Raw genomic sequence first — 15,094 nt, forward strand, 5'->3', positions numbered from 1 at the left:
CGTGTCGTAAACCGCCTACGGCCTACAAGTAAGACCTTCATTGCCCACGGATATTCCCCCGCGGGCCACATCGCAGACGACCGATTCACGCCAACCGGGAGGCTCGCGATCATGCCGGATCGTGCCTGGCTGGTGGATCCAGGAGACCTCGACCCTGCAATTCCGGTAAATTGTTAGTACAATAAGCATGGATATCTCTTACGATGCCGCGAAAAATACGCGGAACATCGTCGAGCGAGAACTCTCTTTCGACCGGGTTGCAGAACTCGATTTCGATAGGGCACTGGTCTTCGTCGATGATCGCAAGGCTTATGGAGAGTCTCGTTACATCGCCATCGGTGAGCTTTCCGGACGAATACACGTCGTTGTATTCACAGAAACGGCCACTGGCATACGTGTCATCAGTTTCCGGAAAGCCAACCGGCGCGAGGTACGCAGATATGAAAACCAGCAAACCACTGACCCTGCCTGACGGAGAGGTCCGTGATGAACTCTCAGCCGACGAGCTGGCTGCATTCCAGCCATCGGCTTCCGTCCTTCCCTTGTCGGTTCAGCACAAACTGGGCATGCGCCGTCGCGGCCCCCAAAAAGCCCCGACGAAGGTCGCAACGACCATTCGCCTGTCCTCCGAGGTGATCGATTACTTCAAGGCGGGTGGGCACGGGTGGCAGGGCCGCATGGATAACGCCCTGAAAGCGTTCATTGCAGAGCATCCGCGCACGTACTGACGCCCCATCATCTCAACGAGCGGCCTTATTCGCAGAACGCAGCGCCAGGTGCTGCAGCAGCATGATGGTCTTGCCGTCCATGATGATGCCCTCCGCGATGGCATCGAGCGCACGATCCAGCGGCATTTCGATCACCTCGACGTCCTCGCCTTCGCTTTCCAGGCCGCCTCCGTCGCCAACACGCATGCCCGCGTCGTACTCGCCGACGAAGAAGTGCAGCTTTTCAGTGACGGAGCCGGGACTCATGAAGGCTTCGAAGACTTTGCGCACGTCACGCACCCGATAGCCTGTTTCCTCTTCCGCCTCCAGGCGGATGCGGTCTTCCGGCGTGGCATCGTCCAGCAGGCCCGCAGCCGCCTCGATCAACATGCCGTCATGGCCATTGACGAAGGCCGGCATGCGGAACTGCCGGGTCAGCAGCACGGTATCCGTGGCCGGGTTATGCAAGAGGATGGTCGCCCCATTGCCGCGGTCGTAGGCCTCGCGGCTCTGCCGCTGCCAGGTACCGTCACGGCGGAGGAAATCGAAGGTGATCTTCCTGAGGGTGTACCAGTTGTCTGAAAGCACGGTGGTGTCGATGAGCCTGACGCGATCGCTGGTGGATTCCATGGATAGCTCCGGTTTGCGTTAGCCCGCCCGCAAAGGCTACCATGCAATCTCGTGCAATTACACGCAACCTCGTGCATGCTGACGACACACCGCAAGAAGGCCATCCTCGACCTCCTGAAACGGGACGGCCAGGTCGTGGCCACCGATCTCAGCGTGGCATTCGAGGTATCCGAAGACACCATCCGCCGGGACCTGCGCGAGCTTGCGGCAGAAGGATTGCTGCAACGCGTGCATGGCGGAGCCCTCCCCGCCTCCCCGGCTACCGCCCCCTTCGCAGCGCGCCTGGGCGTGGAAGCCGAAGCCAAGCTGCGTATCGCCCGCAAGGCGGCGAGCCTGATTTCCCCGGGACAAGTGGTCATCATCGATGGGGGCACCACCTCGGACCTGCTGGTAAGGCAGCTTCCCGCCGAACTGGCGGCCACCGTGGTGACCCACAGCCCCAGCGTGGCCGTGGCACTTGCCGGGCATGCCTCCGTGGAGGTGATCCTGCTCGGTGGTCGGTTGTTCAAGCATTCGATCGTCACCGTCGGCGCAGCCGCCATCGAAGCCGCGTCACACGTCACTGCCGACCTCTATTTCATGGGCGTCACCGGCGTGCATCCCACCGCAGGTTTCAGCACGGGCGACTTCGAGGAGGCCCACGTCAAACGCGCGCTCGCCGCACGAGCCGCAGAAACCATCGTGCTGGCCTCCGCATCGAAGCTCAATGCCGCATCGCCTTATCGCATCGGCGACATAGGCCTTTCCCAGGGCATCATCGTCGAACGCGGTATCGACAAACGCGTCGGCCTTTCGCTTGAAAAGGCCGGCGCGACACTGATACATGCGTGAAGCGCCAGCCTTCGTCATGACACGAAGGCTGGCGTGGGCAGTCCCCGAATCCGTCAGCGACTGACCGCTTTCCTCACCGACACACCCTTTTGTTTCAAGGCTTCCTGCAAGGTCGCCAGTGCCTGATCCGCCTGGATGAAGCCATGTCCCGACTTGTAGTCGACCCCTGCATCGTCCATGTCGAGCGCCGAGCTTTTCAGCGCACCGTAAAGATCATCGCTGTTCGCCGTGGGAGCCGCCTGCCATAGCAACGCTGCCACCGCAGCCGCATGCGGTGCGGCCGCCGAGGTGCCGTAGAAGTTATAGGACAGATAGCCGGGGACCTGGCTGCAATCGGCGACCGCCGCGTGCGTACCGGCCTGGTTACGGCTATTGCTGCCGAAGAAGGTCGTCGTCGTGCCATCGGGCGCCACGAACTCCGGCTTGGCCGGTATGCGTGCCGCTGCGAGCGGCGTGCCATCGGAATTGAACAGGAATGGCGTGCCGCCGTAGGACGAAAAATCCTCCAGCAGGGCGGTGCGCAGGGCCGGCTGGCAATACGGTGTGTTGAAGTAGTCTGCCGCGCCCACGGCTGCCGCGTGGTCCGCCAGCGGGTGTCCGTAGATCGTTCCCGAATCGGTTCCGAAGCGGCTGAAGGTGCCGAAGCCATTCTGGATGATCAGATGCACCCGCCCTGGGGCAGCGCCTTGCACCAGCCCGAGTCGCAAGGTGATACCCAGGTTCTGGCCTCCCGTGTAGTTCACGCCGACACGTGCCTGCGCAGGCTGGCCGACGCCCGAGGGACCGGAGCAGAACGGCGCCGCCGCATTCAATGTGGCGCCGTTCTGGTCGCCGATGCACAGGTTCAACGACGAGGCCGAACCAGCGCCCGTCGCCGGCTGGTCCCAGTACGCCGACACGGTAAACGGATTGTTACTGCCAGCCCTCACGCCTTGAAGAGTCACCGGAATGTTCACGACCGTCGTGACACCCGATGCATCGAAGTTCAGCAGCCGCTCGCCGACGTTGAGCGGCTGGGTGCCGTTGCGCACCCGGGCGACGGCGGTTGCCGCGAAGGCGGCGTTCGCGTTGTCATAAGCGCCCCGGCCACCCTTTGCCCCGTTGCCAGCCGCCGAAAAATAGGCCGCGCCGTTCTGCGTGACCGTTTCATTGATGGCATCCCCGATGATGCCCTCCTGGAACAGGGGCTCATCGAAAAAACCCAGGTCGTCGACAATGATCTGCGCGCCCGCGCCATCGCGCCCGAAGCTATCCTTCTGTCCTACCGGAAGGGCCAGCGTGCGAATGCCCTGGGCGAAATCCGTCTGCGTCGACGGGGAATAGAACGCGATCCGTGCTCCCGGCGCCACATCGTGGATGATCTGCGCCATGGCCCGTCCTTCATCGGTGCCACCACGGATGCACTCACCCGCCTCCTTCACGATCTGCGGATCTGCCGGAAGATCGTCGCTTGCAACGTCGTCTTCCTGGCTGCGCTGGTGTACCCACAACGCGTTGTTGCTATTGGCCGCATTACGCTGGGAAGCGCAGTTGAAGCTGTCGGAGATGACGCCCACGGTCAGGCCCGTGCCGTCCACCTTCGGCACATAGGTATCGCGCAGCAGCTTGCTGTGTTGCGAGGAGTCGCCTTGCGAGCGGACGTCACCTGCATTGGTATGCACCTCGGGGGCACTGATGCGAAGCACGCCATCGAGCGCAGCCGCCTGGTCGATCTTCGATACAGGCAGGCGGCCGCCGATGTTGTTGCGGAACACGGCTTCGGTCTTGAAACCCAGCGCTTCCAGCTTCTTCCTCAGTGCGACCGGATCGCCCTTGCTGACGACGTCTACATTCACGAAGTCCTGCTCAGCCACCGGGGCGCCGACGCTGCTTCGCGACTGGGAGGTAGAGGACGGTGACGGCGTCGAGAACGACGACGCCGGCGATGCCTGCTGTTTCAGGCGGAGCAGCTTGCTATCCAGCTTGGCGTTCGTGCCACTGGCGCGCTCGGATGTGGATACGTCTGCACCGACGTGTGTCGGTGTAAGGTCCTGCGCGCTGGCTACCGCGACGATGCCAAGGGCAGACCACAAGGCGAGTACGAGACGGGTATTTCCATGAGCCATCGATGGCATCCTCAGTCATGCTCATCGGCACCATGCCGATGGACGCTAACTGGAGAACGCATCCTTCAACGAAACACCCTACTTTTCATGATGATCATTTCATGCCTTGAAAATAGCCATCCCCCTAAGAACGCAGGATATGCGTACCACCCTACCTTCGAAGAGGAAAGGCTATTCAGCTGCCTTCACCACACACGTTCATGCCCCCGGGAAACGCTGGGCATCCCCTGGAGGTCAAAAGGGGATACCGAGGCGTCGCTATCACGAAATCAAAAGCAAGTCACGGAACATGCCGGCATAAGCTGTTCGCCCAGGCGAACAATGCGTTTCGATCAACGCACCTCTTATGCATTTTCGTATCTGGACATCCAGACGTCCATTTAACGAGGATCGAGTGACGCGGTGACAGGGGAGTCCTGCGCATTCGTCGACACTTCCAGGGGATTTCTCTCGTGATCCGTTCTTCCTTGCTCCCGGGGCGCAGGACTCTTTTTCTCGCCATCTCATCGTTATTTATTGCGAACACCCATGCCCAGTCCACCACGGGCAGCATCGCCGGCCAGGCACCCATCGCGCCGGGCGAGACCGTACTGGTACAGAGCGACACTGGCCTGACACGCGAAGTGCAGGTAGACGACAAGGGCCGCTATGTGGCTGGCCAGCTTCCGCTGGGCACCTATACGGTCACCCTGCGCAGGGACGGCAGTGATGTCCAGAAGCGTTCGGGAATCACCCTGAAGGTGGGTGCCTCGGTCGACGTGACGTTCAATAGCGAAGCGGCAAGCCTCGATGCCGTACACGTCACCGGCACCGCAGTGCCGCCGATTGACGTTGGCTCGGTCGACTCGCGAAGCGTCATCACATCGACGGAACTGGCCCGGCTGCCGCTGGCACGCAGCTCCGACGATATCGCCCGCCTTGCGCCGGGTGTGGTGCTCAACAGCGGTGGCTATACCGGCCCGACGGGGGCACCACTGAACAGCTTCGGCGGGTCGGCCGCCAGCGAGAACGCCTATTACATCAACGGCTACAACGTCACCGACCCGCAGCGCGGACTAGGCGCCATCTCCCTGCCCTATGGCGCCGTGGAGCAGCAGGAAACCTATACCGGTGGCTACAGCGCGCAATACGGCCGCTCCGACGGCGGCGTGATCAACCAGGTGGGCAAGCGCGGTACCAACGAATGGCATTACGGTGCCCAGGTGCTGTGGGAGCCGGCGTTTGCCCGATCGAGTACCGGCAATATCTACTACACGAACGGCCTGCCCGCCTCACCGGTAGCCGGCTCACTGTATACGCCGAGCAAGCAGGACCATAACTGGGTCACCACCGTCAGCAGCTATGTCGGCGGCCCGATCATCAAGGACAAGCTGTTCTTCTTTCTCGCCGGCGAATACCAGCGGGACCAGGGCGAGACACATAACGCCGTGGGCAGCACCAGCCCGGACACCACCTACCGCAACAACTCGCCCCGCTGGTACGGCAAGCTGGACTGGAACATCACCGACAACCACATCCTCGAACTGACGGGCGCATCCAGCAAGCTGGAGACACAAGGCGACATCTACGCTTATAACTACAACACGCTCCAGCGTGGGCAGCGCATTGCCGGCAGCGACAACACCAAGGCCGGTGGTGATCTGTATTCTGCCAAGTACACCGGCTACATCACCGACAACCTTACGGTGTCGGCGTTGTACGGCAAGATGAAGCTCGACCAGTACGACCAGCCCAACGGCTACGACAATTCGCTTACCTACATCAGCGGCCTGGTCAACCAGAACCCCCAGCTCAACGGTGGCACACCCATCGGCAATCGCCAGACCGTGTCCTCTCTGGCCAATGCCTCGCGAAACAAGCGCAGCAACAACCTTCGCCTCGATATCACCTACACCCTCGGCGACCACGCCATCAGCGCAGGTATCGATAACCAGACGACCCGGGCCATCGACCAGGGCAGCATCGCCTCCGGGCCGGGTTACACCTGGGTCTACGGTCGCGCCAATCCACTGCTGCCCATCTCCACGGGCCTGGGTGTGGGCGCACCCGGCAACTACCCCAATGGGCAGGGCGGCTATTACGTGATCAAGTCCGTCTCCAGCTCGCTGGCCAGCGTGAGGGCCATCCAACGGGCGCAGTACATCGAGGATCGCTGGCAGGTTGACGATCGCTGGCTGGTCTCGCTGGGCCTGCGCAACGATCAGTTCGAAAACTACAACCGCGATGGCGACGCCTACGTCGCCCAGCGCAAACCCCAGTGGGCACCGCGCGTCGGTTTCAGCTGGGATGTGAACGGCGACGCCAGCTTCAAGGTGTTCGGCAACGCTGGTCGTTATTACCTCGGCCTGCCGCTGAACCCCGGCCTCAATGCCGCAGGCGCCGCGCTGGCCACCTCGCAGTACTACACCTATAGCGGTATCGACGCGAATGGCCTGCCCACGGGGCTATATGCCTTCTCGCGACCTGTCTCGTCGAACAACTACTACGGCGTGCTACCCGATGCGCGTACGGTGACCGCGCAGCACCTGAAGCCCGAGTATCAGGACGAATTCATTCTCGGCTTTACCAAGACCGCAGGAGCGAACTGGGTGTATGGCGCAAAGGCTACCCAGCGCATCCTGCGCAGCGGTATCGACGACTACTGCGACGTGGACCGCATCACGGCCAAGGCCGCGAAGCTTGGCTACAGCGTATCGGCCACCAACAGCTGCTACCTGTTCAATCCGGGCCGCGCCAACACCTTCACGCTGATCGATACGAACGGCAATGCGGTGAGCGTGCCGCTGAGCAATGCCGAGTTCGGCTTTCCCCGCCTGAAGCGTCGCTATTACGCCCTGGAGAGCTTCCTGGAGCATCCCTTCGACGGCACCTGGTACGCGAAGCTCGATTACGTCTTCTCGCGCAGCTACGGCGACACGGAAGGCCAGCTGCGTTCCGACCTTCAGCAGACGGCGGCATCGACCAGCGAAGACTGGGACAACAGCTACATCATGGAGCACACCAACGGCCCCACCAATAACGACCATACGCACCAGCTCAAGCTCTATGTCTACTACCAGATCACGAGCGAATGGTTGGTTTCGGCGAACGTCAGCGTGGTATCCGGAACACCCAGGGAATGCCTGGGCTACTACGGCCCCGACCTCGCCGACCCGGGCAAGTACGGCGGCCACTACCACTACTGCAACGGCCAGCCGGCTCCTCCGGGAAGCCAGGGACGCCTGCCGTGGATACGCCAGCTGGACGTCGGCACGACCTACACGCCGTCGTTCGGAGGCGGCAAGCTCTCCTTCACCGCCAGCATCTTCAACCTGCTCAACGAACAGCGGCCGCTGAACACCTATCCGTTCTCGCAGACAGACCCCGGCGTGCCCAATCCGCGCTTCGGGCAGGCCGTGGTACGCCAGGCACCGCGCTACGCAAGGCTGGGTGTCAGCTATGACTTCTGATCACCCGACCACCGATGACTTCCGGCACCTTGCACGCCCTCCGGCCGCCCCGCACCCTGATTCGTACAAAATAACGATCGGAGGGGTACTCATGCGTCACGTCCTGCTGACCGCCGCCCTGGCGGCCGCCTGGTTCTCCACGCCAGCACTCGCCGTCGATACGGGGGCATCCCCGCCGCTCATTGATCGCACGGCCCTTTTCGGCAACCCGAGCCGGGTTGCCGCCAAGCTCAGCCCGGATGGCAAGTGGCTGGCCTGGATCGCGCCGAACAAGGGTGTGCTCAACCTGTGGGTGGCACCGGTGGATCACCCCACCCAGGGCCACGCACTCACCGACGAGACGAAGCGCCCCATCCGACAGTACCTCTGGGCGCCGGATTCCTCTGCCCTTCTGTTCATCAACGACAAGGGCGGCGATGAAAACTTCCTGCTGTACAAGGTCGGCGTCACGGACCACAAGCAGCAGTCGCTCACGCCGTTTGAAAAGACGCGCGTGGAAATCGTGGGCACGAGCGAGCACATCAAGGATCGCATCCTCGTCGGCATCAACAACCGTGATGCGCGCTGGCACGATGTGTACAGCCTCGACGTCGCCAGCGGCAAGCTGACGAAGGTGTTCGAGAACCACGGCGATTACGCGGGCTTCGTAGCCGACGACAACCTCGCGCTGCGCATTGCCATCCGTTCGCGCCCCGATGGCGGTAACGATTTCTTCCACGTGCAGGGCGACAAGGTCGACGAAAAGCCCTTCAGCAGCGTGGGCCTGGACGACTCGCAGACCACCGAGCCCAGTGGCTTCACCAACGATGGCAAGACGCTCTACTGGCTCGACTCGCGTGATCGCGACACGGCGGCGCTAACGAAGCAGGACGTCGCCAGCGGCAAGACGACGGTGATCGCACAGAACCCCAAGGCGGATATCGGCGGCGTGCTGGCCAATCCGAAGACGGGCGAAGTACAGGCCTATGCGGTGGACTATCTCAAGAACGAATGGACGGCGCTGGATCCGTCCATCGCCGGCGATCTGGATTTCCTGAAGGCTCAGCTCAAGGGCCAGTTCCAGGTGACCTCGCGCACGGACGCCGACGACGTGTGGACCGTGAACGTCGATCCGGTGAACGCGCCGGATACCACCTACCTCTACCAGCGCGCCGGCAAGAAACTCACCAAGCTCTTCGTCAGCCGCCCCGAACTGGAAAAAGCCACGCTCTCGCCGATGTATCCGCGCGAGATCGCATCGCGGGATGGCCTCACCCTGGTGTCCTACCTCACCCTGCCCGCCGGCAGCGACAGCAAGCATCCGGGCGTGCCCGATCATCCGCTGCCACTGGTGCTGTTTGTCCACGGTGGCCCGTGGGCCCGCGACAACTACGGCTACAACCGCTATCACCAGTGGCTCGCCAATCGCGGCTATGCCGTGCTGTCGGTGAATTACCGGGGCTCCACCGGCTTCGGCAAACGCTTCATCTCGGCAGGCGACCTGCAATGGGGCAGGAAGATGCACGACGACCTGCTCGACGCCGTGAAGTGGGCCGTCGACCAGAAGATCACCTCGCCCGAGCAGGTGGCCATCATGGGCGGCTCCTATGGCGGCTATGCCACCCTCGCCGGCCTCACCTTCACGCCGGACACCTTCGCCTGCGGCGTGGATATCGTGGGTCCGTCGAACCTGCAGACCCTGCTGAAGACGATTCCGCCCTACTGGGAAGCCGGCAAGGTGCAGTTCTACAAGCGCATGGGCGACCCGACCACGGAAGCCGGCCGCCAACTGCTGCAGGAGCGCTCGCCGCTGAACAAGGCCGACGCGATCAAGAAGCCCCTGCTCATCGGCCAGGGCGCCAACGATCCGCGCGTGAACCAGGCCGAATCCGACCAGATCGTGAAGGCGATGGACGCGAAGCACATTCCGGTGACCTATGTGCTGTTCCCCGACGAAGGCCACGGCTTTGCGCGCCCGGAGAACAATATCGCCTTCAACGCCGTGGCCGAGCAGTTCCTCGGCAAATGCCTCGGTGGCCGCAGCGAGCCGATCGGCAATGCGCTCAAGGCATCCACCGCAAAGGTGCCGCATGGCGCGTCCTTCGTGCCCGGGCTGGAACAGGCGCTGGGTAACGGGAAGTGATGGACGCGAAGGCCCCTGGCATATGCCAGGGGCCTTCGCTCAACAAGCATCAGCATCTTGATTATGATCGGCGGCATGTCCCGTTCCGAACGACTCCTCGATTTACTGCAAGTACTCCGGCGCCGTAAACGCCCTATCAGCGGACAGAAGCTTGCCGCCGACATGGGCATCAGCCTGCGCACTCTTTATCGCGATATCGCCAGCCTCCAGGCGCAAGGCGCCCCCATCGAAGGCGAAGCCGGCATCGGCTACGTCCTGCGCCCCGGGTTCATGCTGCCACCCTTGATGTTCGGCTCCGCCGAACTGGATGCCCTCGTGCTGGGCATGCGCCTCGTCCTTGATCGCGGCGATCCCGACCTGGCCAAGGGAGCAGAGAACACCCTGGCAAAAATCGCAGCCGTGCTGCCGCCCGACCTGCGCCAGGAGCTGGAAAGCTCGGCGCTGCTGGTGGGCAACAGTCTGAAGGCACCGGCCGATACGATTGATGCCCGTGTGCTTCGCGATGCCCTTCGGCTCGAACGCAAGATCGAGATCACTTACGAAGGACCGGACGGCAGGCAATCGAGGCGCGTGGTCTGGCCCTTTGCCATCGCCTATTTCCGGCAGTCCCACGTGCTGATGTGCTGGTGCGAATGGCGGGACGACTTTCGCAGCTTCCGCACCGATCGAATCACGTCGGTAGCCCTGCTAGGGGATCGGTACCCCAGGCGCAAACAGGCGCTTCTCAAGGCCTGGCGGCAGACGGACGACGTCGCAGGTAAAACGATACTGTCAGAAACTGACACGGACTGGACCTAGAGTGGGGCCTCATTCCTCCGGGCCGCCCCAAACATGAAATTCGCCTCCGTTCGTATAGCCACCCGCCAGTTCGAAAAACTTCTCGCCTTCTATCAGGCCATGTCCTGCGTCGAGCCCCGGCGCCTGGCCGATGGCTTTGCCGAAATCCCTTTCGACGGTGCCGTGCTGGCCATCAGCGATGAATCCCTGATCCAGCTTTATAACAACGGGCTGGCCGTGGCCGCCAGCAATCGTTCGGCGATCCTGGAATTCCAGGTGGATGACGTCGAAGCCGTGCTGTCGCGGGTTGATCGCGCCAGCGTCGCGATGCCGGTGACGGTCATGCCCTGGGGGAATACGTCGCTCTTGCTTCTTGATCCGGATGGGAACCTGGTGAACGTCTTTTCCAGGCCATCGAACTGACGGCCACCGATGATGCGCCCCGGCACATGCCGGGGATGCTCCATCAAAGAGCAGCATCCAGTGCGGCTTCACAATGAATCAAGGTGGTGTCGAAGACCGGCACCGCCACATTGCCCTGATTCAGCAACATGCCCACCTCGGTACAACCAAGGATGATGCCATCCGCACCGCGCTGGACCAGACGGTCCGCGATCGCCACATAGGTGCTGCGACTGTCTTCGTCCACGATGCCCAGGCAAAGCTGCTCGTAGATGATCCGGTGGGTCTGCGACCTGTCGTTCGCGTCAGGCACGATCGGTGCAAGACCGGCAGCGATGAGACGATCAAGATAGAACGACTGCTCCATGGTGAAGGCTGTCGCCATCAGCCCCGGTCGCCGAAGACCGGTGCGGAGGATACGTGAAGCCGTAGCGTCCGCGATATGCAGGAGCTGGATATCCACGCCCCGCATCATTGGCTCCGCCAGCTTGTGCATGGTGTTCGTCGCCAGGACAAGCAACTCCGCGCCGCCCCTTTGCAGCGCCCGTGCCTCCTGGTTCAACAGCTGGCCGGCATCATCCCACCGACCGGCCATCTGCAACGCCTCGATCGCGGCAAAATCCAGGGAGCGGATGAGAAGCTGCGGCGAATGCAGGCCACCGAGGCGTTCGGCAGTGATCCTGCAAAGTTCGCGATAGTAGATCTGCGTGGAAGCCGCAGACATACCGCCGAGGATACCGATGGTCTTCACGCATATCCCTCCGTTCGAGTAAAACTAGCGATGCATCACCTTAGCGTGTTGTTTATCGGAATAGCGAAAGTAAAGGGCTTCCGAATCTCTGCGGGATCACCCTTGCTGACGTATTCGCCCGTCACGACAAGTTTCCCCGCATCGCTCCGGAAATTTTCGGCACCATCGTAGACAAAGACTGTATGTGCTCCAGCGCTTGCCGTTACCTTGACCAGATCATTCGATTCAATACGACCGGCACCCTGATCCAGCTTTGCGATGCTGATAAGAGTCTGCGACATGACGGGTGTGGCATTCGTATCTGATTGTATGAGAGCGTAAATGGCCCCGCCTTCCGCTACGCAATGCGATGCGCGATTTTGATACCAGCCCGCATGCAAAGGAATCGAAGTTAACCAGCGCAGCGTATGCGTTTTGCTATCTTCGATATAGACGTAAGCTCTCTCATTAGAGTGCTCACTGTCAGAAGTTGCCCCCACGACACAACTCAAGCCGCCACCGACATTTGTCGTGGCATATGACTGAAAATGGGCCGGAACCTTCGCAGCGTTACTGGTGAGCGGCACTCCGACGAGTAAGACCAGAGCCAGGCGAGTGAGTTCGTTGCAACGTGTTGCGCTTGAGGCAAGCATTGAACGGAGAAATTGCTCAGCCATTAATAGCTCCATGAAGTTTCAGGGATGCCGTAGTGTCACAGTGAGACATCATCGGTTATATAGCTGCAGATTCTTTCTCCAGATCGCCCCTCACGCCAGGATCGTAGAGCCCTGCTTTTTCATAACGGCGATTCTCCGCCAGAAATTTTGCACGATCGGCCATCGATTCGGCGTAGGATTCGCATACGCGAAACTTCTCCTTTGACATGTAAATTTTACTCAAACTCTTTTCTTGCTCAGGAACGTTGAATTCGGCAGTCTTTCCATGCCAGCCAGCATCGGCCTTTATGTTGTAGAGATTGTTAGTACCGGGAAGAACTTTTTGACCCCAGCCTGTTTCTAACGCGGCCTGTGCAAGCACCAGCTCTAGCGACGACCCTGTTTCGTCAGAAATCTTTTTGGCACCTGGATAAATGTCGGCAACAAACTGCTGCTGCGGGGTGGCCATATTTACTCTCCTTGTTAATTAGGGTGTGGCAGGCGCAGGACTGGCTGTGAAGGGCTTGCGCACTTCCGGATTATCGAGATTGAAGTACTGGCCCGTTACCACGATCTTTCCATTTTCGCGCCGGAAATTCTCGGGGCCACCGTCCACCCACGTGGACGGCCTACGCCCAGCCTCCTTGGCTATTACATTTTCAGTTGACTCAATCTGTCCTGTTGCCTCATCAAGCGTTACAACATCGACGAAGGTCTGTGATGTTGCCTGAAAGGATGAGGTATCTGTCTGAATAAGAGCGTAAACCTTCTTATCCCCAGCCAAGCAATGCGTCGCTCGATTCTGGTAATCATTCGGCCGCAGAGGAATTTTGGTGACCCAACGTATCTCGTGGGTTGTAAGGTCGATTAGATAAACGAAGGCCCGACCATTTAAACCCTCCTGTGTTGTATTACCAACGATGCAGCGAAGCTTATTCCCTATGTCGGTCATGGAATACGACTGAAAGTGAGCTGGCATCTTCACCGTTTTGCTTTCGATTGGTGAAATGCAAACAAAGGTCGCCACAGCGACGGATAAAACCGTTCGATACAGTGCGCGCAACGTGGTTCGCCGCCGAGTGCTTTTTTTAATCATGATCAGCTCCTTGAGTTCCTGGGGATATCCGTTACGCAGGTTCGAGGCTATCGGTTATAGCGGTACGCGATGGCGTTGGATAGCGGCTCTTGTTGCCGACCGATATCTGTCGAACATGCCCGTCATCGGAACAGTTTCGCCGTAGGGGCACCATGGTTTAGCTTCTCGGAGGAGGCATGCCGCGAACCGCTATCCAAGCCGAGCTGGTGTACTACTCCATCTGCGCCTCAGAGACCAGGCGATCGAGCAGAATTTTCATGTCTTGCCTGTGTCGCGAGGTTGGAATGGACTCTCGTGATCTCCGATCGCCAGCACGGCTATGGCAAGCACTTTCTTCACGAGGTATTACGAATCGAGCGAAAGGCAATGGCCGATGGAGCTCGTGAACAAATCGAATGCCTCTGGCTGAACACACAGGCACGGGATTCTATGCGGCAGCCCACCCCGCACAACGACGCCAGGCGAGGCCTGAAACAGACAGACTTTACGCTATGGGAAAAAACAAAGCCCCGCACATGGGCGGGGCTTCGTAAATCACTGAATAATGGCGGAGAGGGTGGGATTCGAACCCACGGTACGCTTACACGTACGCCTGATTTCGAGTCAGGTACATTCGACCACTCTGCCACCTCTCCGCAGGGTCGACGGCGGGCTGGGTGGCCTGCCGAGTCGGCAATCATAATGGGTCCGTCGCGCCGTGACAACAGGCTTTTGTTGCGGCATCCTGCCCGGGCATTCCCGGGCCCTTTCCCGCCCGATTACCCGCATCCCAAGGCCCACATGATCGAGTTCGGACACGGCACGCACACGGGGCTTCGCCGCCTGCGCAACGAGGACACCTACTATGCGGACGCCTCCCTGGGGCTGTTCCTGGTGGTGGACGGCATGGGCGGCCACCGGCATGGCGAGGTGGCCTCGGCCACGGCCCGCGATGGCGTGGTGGCCCAGGTCAGCGCCGGGCAGTCGCTGGTGGATGCGATCCAGCGGGTCAACGAAGCCCTGATCGCCCGGTCCAGCGGGCTGGCCGAGTCGCGGCCCATGGGCACCACCATCGCCGCGGTGCGGGTGGTGGGACGCCACTACGAAGCCGCCTGGGTGGGTGACAGCCGGATCTATCGCTGGGATGGCGCTCTGGAGCGCCTGTCGCACGACCATTCCATCGTCGAGGCACTGGTCGAGGCCGGCGAGCTGACGGAAGCCCAGGCGCGCGTGCATCCGCAGCGAAGCGTTCTGACCCAGGCACTGGGGATCACCCTGCCCGACCAGCTTCATATCGGCCTGGCGCGGGGCGAGCTGCGCCCGGGTGCGCGGCTGTTGCTGTGTACGGACGGGCTTACCGATGAAGTGGCCGACGAGCGTATCGATGCGGTCGTGTCGCGCGGTGACATCGGTGCGCAGGAGTGCGTGGATCAGCTGCTGTTGCAGGCACTCAACGGCAGTGCGCGGGACAACATCACGGCGATTCTTTTGCGCGCCGCTGCGTGACACGAGGCTGGTCACGTTGTGATCAGTGTGATGCAACGTGTTGACGTGAAAGCGTGGATCGGGGTTATCCACATGGTTATGCAGGGCGTATCCACATTCCGTGT

At 61.0% G+C, this 15,094-nt stretch carries 14 protein-coding genes and 1 tRNA gene; 8 read left to right on the top strand and 7 right to left on the bottom strand.

Features of this window, described 5'->3' with window-relative positions:
* Nucleotides 1-187 precede the first annotated feature (187 nt).
* On the top strand, nt 188-472 hold the full coding sequence (locus HBF25_RS06365) for a BrnT family toxin (RefSeq protein WP_166947114.1): 285 nt from the start codon (nt 188-190) through the stop codon (nt 470-472).
* Complete coding sequence (locus HBF25_RS06370; protein WP_166947115.1) at nt 441-728, top strand: BrnA antitoxin family protein; 288 nt, start codon at nt 441-443, stop codon at nt 726-728. Before HBF25_RS06365 ends, HBF25_RS06370 begins: the two co-directional genes overlap by 32 nt.
* 12 nt (nt 729-740) lie before the next feature.
* Here the strand turns inward: HBF25_RS06370 and HBF25_RS06375 are convergent, their stop codons facing one another.
* A complete protein-coding gene (locus HBF25_RS06375) occupies nt 741-1,337 on the bottom strand; it encodes an NUDIX domain-containing protein (RefSeq protein ID WP_166947116.1) in 597 nt (198 codons plus the stop codon).
* 75 nt (nt 1,338-1,412) lie between these two features.
* On the opposite strand from HBF25_RS06375, the gene HBF25_RS06380 reads away from it, so the two are divergent.
* Complete coding sequence (locus HBF25_RS06380) at nt 1,413-2,168, top strand: DeoR/GlpR family DNA-binding transcription regulator (protein WP_166947117.1); 756 nt, start codon at nt 1,413-1,415, stop codon at nt 2,166-2,168.
* 53 nt (nt 2,169-2,221) lie between these two features.
* On the opposite strand, the gene HBF25_RS06385 is transcribed toward HBF25_RS06380, so the two are convergent.
* A complete protein-coding gene (locus HBF25_RS06385; protein WP_166947118.1) occupies nt 2,222-4,273 on the bottom strand; it encodes a S8 family serine peptidase in 2,052 nt (683 codons plus the stop codon).
* Nucleotides 4,274-4,725: 452 nt separating this feature from the next.
* On the opposite strand from HBF25_RS06385, the gene HBF25_RS06390 reads away from it, so the two are divergent.
* From HBF25_RS06390 to HBF25_RS06405, 4 genes are all read left to right on the top strand, one after another.
* Entirely contained in the window at nt 4,726-7,722 is a 2,997-nt protein-coding gene (locus HBF25_RS06390; RefSeq protein ID WP_166947119.1) for a TonB-dependent receptor, read from the top strand.
* Nucleotides 7,723-7,813: 91 nt separating this feature from the next.
* On the top strand, nt 7,814-9,844 hold the full coding sequence (locus HBF25_RS06395) for a S9 family peptidase (protein WP_166947120.1): 2,031 nt from the start codon (nt 7,814-7,816) through the stop codon (nt 9,842-9,844).
* Between the two features lie 63 nt (nt 9,845-9,907).
* A complete protein-coding gene (locus tag HBF25_RS06400) occupies nt 9,908-10,642 on the top strand; it encodes a helix-turn-helix transcriptional regulator (RefSeq protein WP_208392449.1) in 735 nt (244 codons plus the stop codon).
* Nucleotides 10,643-10,675: 33 nt separating this feature from the next.
* The gene (locus HBF25_RS06405; protein ID WP_166947121.1) at nt 10,676-11,044 is read left to right on the top strand and encodes a VOC family protein; all 369 of its coding nucleotides are present in this window, start codon (nt 10,676-10,678) and stop codon (nt 11,042-11,044) included.
* A gap of 43 nt (nt 11,045-11,087) precedes the next feature.
* Here the strand turns inward: HBF25_RS06405 and HBF25_RS06410 are convergent, their stop codons facing one another.
* The 5 genes from HBF25_RS06410 to HBF25_RS06430 all read right to left on the bottom strand — a co-directional run bounded on the left by HBF25_RS06410 (nt 11,088) and on the right by HBF25_RS06430 (nt 14,140).
* Nucleotides 11,088-11,774 (bottom strand): amino acid racemase, encoded by a 687-nt coding sequence (locus HBF25_RS06410; RefSeq protein WP_166947122.1) that lies wholly within the window; start codon nt 11,772-11,774, stop codon nt 11,088-11,090.
* A 35-nt stretch (nt 11,775-11,809) separates the two neighbouring features.
* Nucleotides 11,810-12,430: a hypothetical protein gene (locus HBF25_RS06415; protein WP_166947123.1), complete on the bottom strand. Its 621-nt coding sequence runs from the start codon at nt 12,428-12,430 to the stop codon at nt 11,810-11,812.
* Between the two features lie 55 nt (nt 12,431-12,485).
* Nucleotides 12,486-12,878 carry a glycoside hydrolase family 73 protein gene (locus HBF25_RS06420; RefSeq protein ID WP_166947124.1) on the bottom strand — a complete coding sequence of 131 codons (393 nt, stop codon included), beginning with the start codon at nt 12,876-12,878 and terminating at the stop codon, nt 12,486-12,488.
* 18 nt (nt 12,879-12,896) lie between these two features.
* On the bottom strand, nt 12,897-13,505 hold the full coding sequence (locus HBF25_RS06425; protein ID WP_166947125.1) for a hypothetical protein: 609 nt from the start codon (nt 13,503-13,505) through the stop codon (nt 12,897-12,899).
* Nucleotides 13,506-14,050: 545 nt separating this feature from the next.
* Nucleotides 14,051-14,140: transfer RNA gene (locus HBF25_RS06430), tRNA-Ser, on the bottom strand.
* Between the two features lie 145 nt (nt 14,141-14,285).
* Between HBF25_RS06430 and HBF25_RS06435 the strand changes: the two genes are divergently transcribed.
* Nucleotides 14,286-14,990 (top strand): PP2C family protein-serine/threonine phosphatase, encoded by a 705-nt coding sequence (locus HBF25_RS06435; protein WP_166947126.1) that lies wholly within the window; start codon nt 14,286-14,288, stop codon nt 14,988-14,990.
* Nucleotides 14,991-15,094 lie beyond the last annotated feature (104 nt).

This window comes from Luteibacter anthropi (assembly GCF_011759365.1).
Lineage (GTDB): Bacteria > Pseudomonadota > Gammaproteobacteria > Xanthomonadales > Rhodanobacteraceae > Luteibacter > Luteibacter anthropi.

Excerpts from the sequence above, each read along its gene's own strand:
- HBF25_RS06365 (WP_166947114.1), top strand. The coding sequence starts at position 188 with ATGGATATCTCTTACGATGCCGCGAAAAATACGCGGAACATCGTCGAG.
- HBF25_RS06370 (WP_166947115.1), top strand. The coding sequence starts at position 441 with ATGAAAACCAGCAAACCACTGACCCTGCCTGACGGAGAGGTCCGTGAT.
- HBF25_RS06375 (WP_166947116.1), bottom strand. The coding sequence starts at position 1,337 with ATGGAATCCACCAGCGATCGCGTCAGGCTCATCGACACCACCGTGCTT.
- HBF25_RS06380 (WP_166947117.1), top strand. The coding sequence starts at position 1,413 with ATGCTGACGACACACCGCAAGAAGGCCATCCTCGACCTCCTGAAACGG.
- HBF25_RS06385 (WP_166947118.1), bottom strand. The coding sequence starts at position 4,273 with ATGGCTCATGGAAATACCCGTCTCGTACTCGCCTTGTGGTCTGCCCTT.
- HBF25_RS06395 (WP_166947120.1), top strand. The coding sequence starts at position 7,814 with ATGCGTCACGTCCTGCTGACCGCCGCCCTGGCGGCCGCCTGGTTCTCC.
- HBF25_RS06400 (WP_208392449.1), top strand. The coding sequence starts at position 9,908 with ATGATCGGCGGCATGTCCCGTTCCGAACGACTCCTCGATTTACTGCAA.
- HBF25_RS06405 (WP_166947121.1), top strand. The coding sequence starts at position 10,676 with ATGAAATTCGCCTCCGTTCGTATAGCCACCCGCCAGTTCGAAAAACTT.
- HBF25_RS06415 (WP_166947123.1), bottom strand. The coding sequence starts at position 12,430 with ATGGCTGAGCAATTTCTCCGTTCAATGCTTGCCTCAAGCGCAACACGT.
- HBF25_RS06420 (WP_166947124.1), bottom strand. The coding sequence starts at position 12,878 with ATGGCCACCCCGCAGCAGCAGTTTGTTGCCGACATTTATCCAGGTGCC.
- HBF25_RS06425 (WP_166947125.1), bottom strand. The coding sequence starts at position 13,505 with ATGATTAAAAAAAGCACTCGGCGGCGAACCACGTTGCGCGCACTGTAT.
- HBF25_RS06435 (WP_166947126.1), top strand. The coding sequence starts at position 14,286 with ATGATCGAGTTCGGACACGGCACGCACACGGGGCTTCGCCGCCTGCGC.